The following is an 8178-nucleotide window of genomic DNA, read 5'->3' as shown; positions in this document are numbered from 1 at the left end:
GTCCACCCGGGCGGTACCGACAGGCCGCCGACGGTGTTGGCCTCACCGAGCCCCGCTGACGCCAGAGTTCCGAATCCACCCGCCGGGTTCGTGATGACCGGGAATGGCGATGGCGGCACCGCGCCCGCCCCCGGCCAGGACTGCACACCGGCCCACCCGCTGACGATGTCATCGGTGTGGAAACCGGTCAGCGCGCCGGCAATGTTGAAGGGAAGAGTCGTCGCACCGAAGGGGGTTACCACGCCGAGTCCAGCGACGCTGGCGGGCCCGTTCAGAAAGACCGTGATCAGATCGCTCTCCACGCCCAGCACGTCCGTCACCGACGGGTCGACGGCAGTTGGCCCCACTGCGGTTCTGGTCAACATGTTGGGTACCGCCGAGAACGGTTGCTGGGCAACCGCGTTGCGTGTGCTCCCGGCGGCGGTGCCGGTGGCCTGCGCTACGGCTCCGGATTGGTCCGCCCCGGGGTTGGTGGTCTGATCCGGCTGGACGAACGGTGTCAGCGTGGTCGCCGACGCCGTGGAACCCGCGTAGCCGAACATCGCCGCGGTGTCACGCGCCCACATCTCCGCATACTCGGTCTCGGTGGTGGCGATCGCCGGCGTGTTCTGCCCGAGGAAGTTCGTCGCGACGAGGGACGCCAGCAGGGTGCGGTTCGCCGTGATCACCGGCGGCGGCACCGTCTGGGCGAAGGCCGTCTCGTAGGCGAACGCCGCGGCCCGGGCCTTGGTGGCGGTTTCTTCGGCCTGGGCGCCGGTGGTCCGCATCCACTCCAGATAGGGGGCGATCGCCGCGGTCATGGCCGCAGCCGACGGGCCGACCCACGGGCCGGAGGTCAGGGCGGTGATCTCGGCCTGGTAGGAGTCCGCCGTCGACTGCAGCGCGGCGGCCAATTCGTCCCAGGCCATGGCGGCGGCCAGCATTGGTCCCGACCCCGGACCGGCGTACATCCGCGCGGAGTTAACCTCCGGCGGTAGTACTGCGAAGTCCACGTTCTCCTCCGATCGCTCTCATGGCCGCGAGGGCATCGACGGCTCCGGTGCGCGTCGTATGGGGGTAGCCAGCCGAACAGCAAACAAATCGCAATCCTTCGGGCAGTGCCGGTACCGCGAAGAAAGGCGACCTAATGAGACCGTCCCGACTGCTGAGGGATCGGCCTCACACCGTCGCAAGCGCTCCCACCTCAACAAACAGGACGAAATTCTCGCTACAGGTTACTTGCACATGACACAAGGACTCACGAAGGGTTTGGCGCCTGGTCCGAGAAATCACGTCCAGCCGCCTTCAGGCGCCGCACAGCCATGATGGGTTGGGGGTTGTCGATGCCCCTGACTGCCATTGGCGGCACAGCCGGATTCATTCGCTGAACGAGAATGCCGTCCGCCGCCGCGATTCGGTATGCCGGTCCACTGGTTCCATCGGGATGTAGCAATACGACCGTTCCTCAGGAGCGTCGTCGGGATCGTGACCGGGTACGGTCTCTATCGAATTCCGTGGAAGCGTCTGGTTGAGCCGAAGCGGCTGCGGGCAGACTTGTAGCTGTCGTGCAGCGGTCGAGAAGTCAGAGCACCGCCAAGGGCCGCCAGGGGAACCGGCCCTCGAACCGAGGAAAGGGCTTGTTGTGATGAGAATCAGGACTCTGACGGCGGCTGTCGCGGCGTTGGCTGCGCTGGTCGGCGCCGGCGCATGTAGTAACTCCCACACTGACCAGGCAGGCGCCACAAAGGGCGCACCGACTTCAGCGTCGGCCCCCGACGGCCATAAGCAGGCTGATGTCGTGTTCGCGCAGCACATGATTCCGCATCATCAGCAGGCCATTGAGATGAGCGACATTGTGTTGGGCAAGCAAGGCATTGACGCCCGTGTCGTAGATCTAGCGAATCAGATCAAGGCAGCTCAAGGGCCAGAGATTGAACAAATGCAGACTTGGTTGGGTCAGTGGGGGACGCCGAGCCAGACCATGATGCCCACGCGGAGCGCGATGCCGGGTATGAGCGGGATGTCCGACGAGGACATGGCCGCGCTAAAGAACGCCCAGGGCGTGGAGGCCAGCAGGCTGTTCTTGACGCAGATGATCCAACATCATCGGGGCGCGATCGCCATGGCCCAGGACGAGGTCAATTCCGGCGGATATCCTGCGGCGACGGCGATGGCCCGCTCGATCATCGCCAGCCAGCAGCAGGAGATCGACACCATGCAGAAGCTGCTGGCCTCGCTGTAACTGTCAAGACGCCCGCGGGATCACCGGATGCCCGGCTGAAACCGGCGAAGCCGCAAGCTATTACTGACGACGAACCCCGAAGAGAGCGCCATCGCGGCGCCGGCCAGCATCGGATTGAGCAGCCCGGCGGCGGCAAGCGGCAGCGCGGCGACGTTATAGGCGAAGGCCCAGAACAGGTTTCCCTTGATCGTGGCCAACGTCTTGCGCGATAGCCGGATCGCATCCGGCACCGCGCGCAAGTCGCCGCGGACCAGAGTCAGGTCACTGGCCTCGATGGCGACATCGGTGCCGGTACCCATCGCCAGTCCGAGGTCGGCCTGGGCCAGCGCGGCAGCGTCGTTGACGCCGTCGCCGACCATGGCCACCACCTTGCCGTCGGCCTGCAGACGCTTGATGGTATCGACCTTGTCCTGGGGCAGCACCTCCGCGATCACGTGGTCGAGGCCGACCTGACGGGCGACCGTGTCAGCGGCGGCCTGGTTGTCGCCGGTGAGCATGATCGGTGTCAATCCAAGCGCGCGTAGTTGGCTGATGGCCTCGGCCGACGTCGGTTTGACCGCGTCGGCGACCACGAGCACGCCGCGTGGCCTGCCATCCCAGCCGACTGCGACGGCGGTTTTACCTTGCGACTCGGCCGCCCGCATGGACTCAGCGAGCTTCTCCGGCAGGTGCTGCGACCAGTCCGCCAGTAGCCGTTCGCGGCCTACCATCACCGCGTGGCCGTCGACCATACCTTGGACACCGAGCCCCTCGAGGTTGGTGAATTCTTCGACGGCCGGAAGGTCACCGAGCTTCTCGCGTGCGGCTTTGGCGATCGCGGTGGCGATGGGATGCTCGGAGGCAGCTTCCAGCGCGCCGGCCACCCGGAGCACCTGATCGGGTTGTCCGCCGTCGTCGGTGATCACATCGATCAGGGTCATCGCGCCAGCGGTTACCGTGCCGGTCTTGTCGAGGACGATGGTGTCGATGCGTCGCGTCGATTCCAGCACCTCGGGACCCTTGATAAGGATGCCGAGTTGGGCGCCGCGGCCGGTGCCGACCATCAGAGCGGTCGGCGTGGCCAGGCCCAGTGCGCAAGGGCAGGCGATGATCAACACCGCGACGGCGGCCGTGAACGCCGCGCCGATCGACCCGCCGACGACCATCCACAATCCCAGCGTCGCCACCGACAACACGATGACAATCGGCACGAAGATGGCCGAGATCTTGTCGGCGAGCCGCTGCGCGTTCGCCTTTCCGGTTTGCGCCTCCTCGACCAGCCTGGCCATCTGCGCTAGCTGGGTGTCGGAGCCGATCCGGTTGGCCCGCACCACGAGTCGGCCGCCGACATTGACGGTGGCCCCGACCACGTGGTCGTCGGGCCGAACCTCCACCGGCACCGATTCGCCGGTCAGCATCGATGCGTCCACCGCCGAAGCGCCCTCGACGACGACGCCGTCGGTGGCGATTTTCTCCCCTGGCCGCACCACAAACTCGTCGCCGACCGCGAGTTGTTCGATCGGAATGCGTTGCTCCACAACGCCTTTGCGCACCACGACATCCTTGGCGCCGAGGTCGAGCAGCGCGCGTAGCGCGGCGCCGGCCCTCCGCTTGGCTCGGGCCTCGAAGAACCGGCCTGCCAGGATAAAAGTTGTGACACCGGCGGCGGCCTCGAGATAGATGTTCCCGGTACCGTCGGTACGCGTGACGGTCAACTCGAACGCGTGCCTCATGCCAGGCATACCGGCGGTGCCCCAGAACAGCGCATAGACGGACCAGCCCAACGCGGCGAGCGTCCCCATCGAGATCAGCGTGTCCATGGTCGCGGTGCGGTGGCGCAGGTTGGCCCACGCGGCCCGATGGAACGGCCACGCCCCCCACACCACCACCGGAGCGGCAAGCGTCAGCGACAGCCATTGCCAGTTGGCGAACTGGAGCGGCGGGATCATGGCCATCACGATCACCGGCACCGTCAGCACCAGCGAAACCAGGAGCCGCTGCCGTAGCGATGCTGTGGGGTCGCCGTCGGGCTGCCCGTTCAGGTCACCATCGGCCGGCTTCGGCTGGGGAAGCGCCGCCGAGTAGCCGGCGTCCGCGACCGCGGCCACCAGCTGATCGGGCGAGACATCTCCGACGTAGGCCACGCTGGCCCTTTCCGTTGCGTAGTTGACCGTCGCGGTGACGCCGTCAAGCTTGTTGAGCTTCTTCTCAATGCGGGCCGCGCACGACGCGCAGGTCATGCCGTCGATCAGCAGCTCGACGTGGCCGTTGGGTGTTGTCTCGATGACGGGACGCACGATGCTCTCCTTTAGGGGCCCGGCCTGCTAGCGGGCCGGCGGACCGTTCGACGGGGGTCGCACACAGTTGAGGGTTTGCTTCAGCCGGCGAGCTGGTATCCGGCCTCTTCGACGGCGGCCTTGAGCGCGTCGTTGTCGACTGGGTTGTCGCTCTCCACGGTGACCATGCCAGTTGACAAATCGACGTCGACTGCGGTGACGCCGGCGATGCTGCCGACCTCATCGTGTACTGAGGATGCGCAATGGGCGCAGGTCATTCCCGCAACCCTGACTGTGACGGTGCTCATGTCGGCTCCTTTCACGTCGACAGGCGTTTCAATCCACACTATACCCCCATAGGGTATCTGTCCAGGTGTCAACACCCCGAACGAACGCGCTGCCGAGCTCACGGGGACGAAGGTTCATTTGGCATAACCACATTTCGCCGAAAATATTGCCCCGATCGAAAGATGGCACGGACCAACAACGGCTGGTTGACGGCCTCACTGCGAAGCGAAGTGCCCATTTCTCGAGTCGCATCGGGCCGGCATGCAGTCCGGCGGCCGAAGCGACGCGACGCACAGGATTTAGTTCCTGGTCAGGGTGCAGCTCGCGGTCCGCCCAACTGCGTCAGAACGTCTGCAAGGGATGCCCCTCCGAGAAGGTCCGAGACCTCTAGATCGTGATTGAATTCGGCCTTCACACGGCGGCGTAACTCCAGTGCCTGCAGGGAATCCAGGCCGATCGCGACCATGGGGGCGGTGGTGTCAATCGTCTCGGCGCGGTCGACACCGATGGCTTCGGCCAGCAGGTTTACTAACCGTCGGGGTAGACCTGTCTCCTCGACGGGCGCTGGAGCTTCGACGATAGAAGTTGCCGCGGCGGGCGAGGTCAGCTGGGACAACAGCGGGCCGTAGCCGTAGACCTCCAGGACTGATCGTGCGCGAGCGAAATCGAATGCCGCGACGATGGCATTTCCAGGAAGTCGGCGCATTCCCAAAGCGATTGCGCCGGCAGGAGACATCGGGACGACGCCGATGGCAGCCAGCTGCGCCATGCTGGCGTCATCGAGATCAAAATGGACGGTCCACTGTCCCCACTGCACGGACACGCAGTCCAAACCCTCGGCTCGGAGTCGGTGCGCCGTAGCGTCGAGCATCCGATTGGCCGCCGCGTAGACGACCTGTCCCCGGCCGCCGATCGTCGCCCTGGCCGAGGAGCATAGGACTACCCGACAGTTGTCCGTCCTGGGGAACGTCCCTAATATGCGGCAGATGCCAACAACTTTGGCGCGTAACGCCTGGTCGACTTTCTCGGCGGTGATGTCCTGGAATTCGACAGCCGAATACTCTACGGCGGCGTGGATGATCAGATCTGCAGGCACGCTTTGGTTTTCGGCAGCCAGTCGTGAGACCGCTGCTTGGTCGCCCACGTCGCACCTAGTGACATGGATCGGCGTCGCTGCGGCCGAACGAATGCGCTGCAGTCGGTCTGCGACGGCAGCCGTCTCGCCCGATCTGCTTACCAACGTGATTCGCTGCGCGCCGCAGTGCGCGAAGTGCTCGCAGAATTCGAGCCCGAGATTTCCTGTTCCCCCGATGATGAGCACATGCTCAGGGGGTGCTGTGTCGCAGTCGCCGGCGGACGTGTCGCTCTCGGCGATGCGCTTGGCGTAGAGGCCGCCGTTGCGGAATGCCACCTCGGATTCTTCAGCCGTGTGCAGCGCCATGAGGATTGCGTGTGCTGAGTCTGACGCCGTCAGTCCGCGCGGCAGATCGAGGTGCCGGAATCCGATGCCTGGATAGTCGGCGCCTATGCTGCGAAACCCTGCGCTGGCTGCTGCGTGAACCGGATCCGGTGGCGCGTCGTCTGCAACAACCGCCTCACCGCCGACTGTTACGAGCCAGCAGTCGGTGACCGCGTCGTGTATCCCCGGCCACCAGCTGCGGTCGGCAAAGAATGTCGCGACCTCGGCTGCGGCGGCGGCGTCGTCCAGTTCGGGCGATTGCGGAACCAGGATGACGAGCGTATTGAGATCGCCACTGGCGGCGCTGTTTTCGGTGTTGATCATGCGACCCGTGGCGCCGATCTCTTCGGCCACGACGCATAAGGTGGTGGCCAGGTCCCCGCAGGCTCCGGTGTGATCCACGAGTCCGAGGGCGCGCGGCGGCATCAGTGAGCGCTGCGACAGCCGGACCCATTCCTCGACGAGGAGGCGCGCGGGTGTGGTTTCGGCGATCCGATCGCGCGCCGAATCGGCCACTGCGGCAACGGGTGTGACAGCGGATGGTTGACGGGCACGCACGGGCAGAACCTCGTTATAGGGCAGCCACAGCCGGGTCTCGTTCATCCGGGTGTTGGGGAAATCGCGTAACGGCAGCCGGACGTGGCCGTCAGATTCGGTGCGCAGGCACTCCCACGAATAGTCGAGGTCGTGTACTGCCACCTGCGCGAGGCCGCGGGTGAACTCGCCCAAATCGGTGGCGGTTCGTTCCGACGTGCCGACCACCACCGCCTCGCGTTCGTCCGCCTGGACAGCGAGATTCTCGTGAATCGCCAACTGCAGCGTCGGATGTTCGGCCAGTTCGACGAAAGTGTCGATGCCGTGCCGCACCGCGGTCGCAATCGCTTTGTCGAAGCGAACGGTGTTGCGCAGGTTCCAGAACCAATATTCGTCGACCGGCAGCTCAGGCATGATGGGGCCGCCGAGAGTGCCTCCGAGGCAGTCGATGTCGGTGTCGAGGAACTGCGGATTTTGCAGTTGGCGCTGCATGGACGCACGTACCGAAGCGGCGAGCTCATTGATCAAGCTGCTGTGCGCGGGATACTGCACGCGAATGACGCGCGCGAACGTGCCGCGCTCGGTCAACGTGTCCACGATGCCCTGCACCGTCTCTTGATCACCTGAAATGCCCACCATGCTCGGGGAATTCACCACCGAGAGCTGGGCCCAGCCCGAGCAACGCGCGAGTAAGTCCTCGCAGGTGTCACGGTCGGTGGCGACAACGGCCATGGCGTAATCACCGGAGGCGAACTCGTCGGCGGCACGTGCGCGGAGCCCGACGACGAGCGCGGCATCTGCCAAAGTGGTCATCCCGGATACGTAGGCCGCGGCGATCTCGCCTTGGCTGTGCCCGATGGTGACGTGGGGCGCAACGCCGAATGATCGCCACATCGCGGCCAGGCCGGCCATCTGTGTGAACAACGCGGGCTGGACGACGCCCGAACTGTCTTCGGCAGGAAAGTTGTCGTCGAGAAGGTATTTCAGCGGTGACTCGCCGAACTGCGTCTGGAATGCCTCGGCACAGCGATCTGCCTCGATTCGGAATGCCGGTATCGCTTCGTAAAAGAGCCGCCCCATCCCCGGTCGTTGGCCTCCCTGCCCGGGAAAAACATAGGCGAGCCGGCGGGTGCTGGCGGGTGTATTGGTGCGCACCAACGAAGGATGTTCGTGTTCATCGATAACCGCGTGCAGGGCGCTGATCAACTCGTCGCGCTGGGTCACCATGGCTAGGGCTTGGTGCCGGCGCGCGATCCGCGTCCGAAACAGCATTTCGGCGATCCGGTCGGGTGTCACCTCGGGATGGTCTGCGGCATAAGAAAGGAGGGCGACAGCCTCATCCCGCAGTAGTTCGCGCGTTTCGGCCGATAACAGGACGGGAATGGTGTCGTTCGGAAGCCGGTAGGTAAGAGGTGCCACTA

At 65.2% G+C, this 8178-nt stretch carries 5 protein-coding genes; 1 reads left to right on the top strand and 4 read right to left on the bottom strand.

From position 1 onward, the window contains the following. Positions 1 to 992: PPE family protein (locus DQP57_RS18660; RefSeq protein ID WP_133259264.1), on the bottom strand; the 992-nt coding region annotated here is incomplete at its 3' end. Between the two features lie 632 nt (positions 993 to 1624). Here DQP57_RS18660 and DQP57_RS18655 point away from each other — a divergent pair. Then, positions 1625 to 2221, top strand: a complete 597-nt coding sequence (locus DQP57_RS18655; RefSeq protein WP_033717556.1) for a DUF305 domain-containing protein — start codon at positions 1625 to 1627, stop codon at positions 2219 to 2221. Positions 2222 to 2241: 20 nt separating this feature from the next. On the opposite strand, the gene DQP57_RS18650 is transcribed toward DQP57_RS18655, so the two are convergent. The 3 genes from DQP57_RS18650 to nbtC all read right to left on the bottom strand — a co-directional run bounded on the left by DQP57_RS18650 (position 2242) and on the right by nbtC (position 8176). Next, complete coding sequence (locus DQP57_RS18650) at positions 2242 to 4440, bottom strand: heavy metal translocating P-type ATPase (protein ID WP_263644939.1); 2199 nt, start codon at positions 4438 to 4440, stop codon at positions 2242 to 2244. Between the two features lie 137 nt (positions 4441 to 4577). Beyond that, the gene (locus DQP57_RS18645; protein ID WP_033717539.1) at positions 4578 to 4784 is read right to left on the bottom strand and encodes a heavy-metal-associated domain-containing protein; all 207 of its coding nucleotides are present in this window, start codon (positions 4782 to 4784) and stop codon (positions 4578 to 4580) included. 290 nt (positions 4785 to 5074) lie between these two features. Continuing rightward, the gene (gene nbtC, locus DQP57_RS18640) at positions 5075 to 8176 is read right to left on the bottom strand and encodes a nocobactin polyketide synthase NbtC (protein ID WP_014942255.1); all 3102 of its coding nucleotides are present in this window, start codon (positions 8174 to 8176) and stop codon (positions 5075 to 5077) included. Positions 8177 to 8178 lie beyond the last annotated feature (2 nt).

Source organism: Mycobacterium colombiense (genome assembly GCF_003284935.1).
GTDB lineage: Bacteria > Actinomycetota > Actinomycetes > Mycobacteriales > Mycobacteriaceae > Mycobacterium > Mycobacterium arosiense_A.
This window is presented reverse-complemented; position numbering and strand designations above follow the sequence as displayed.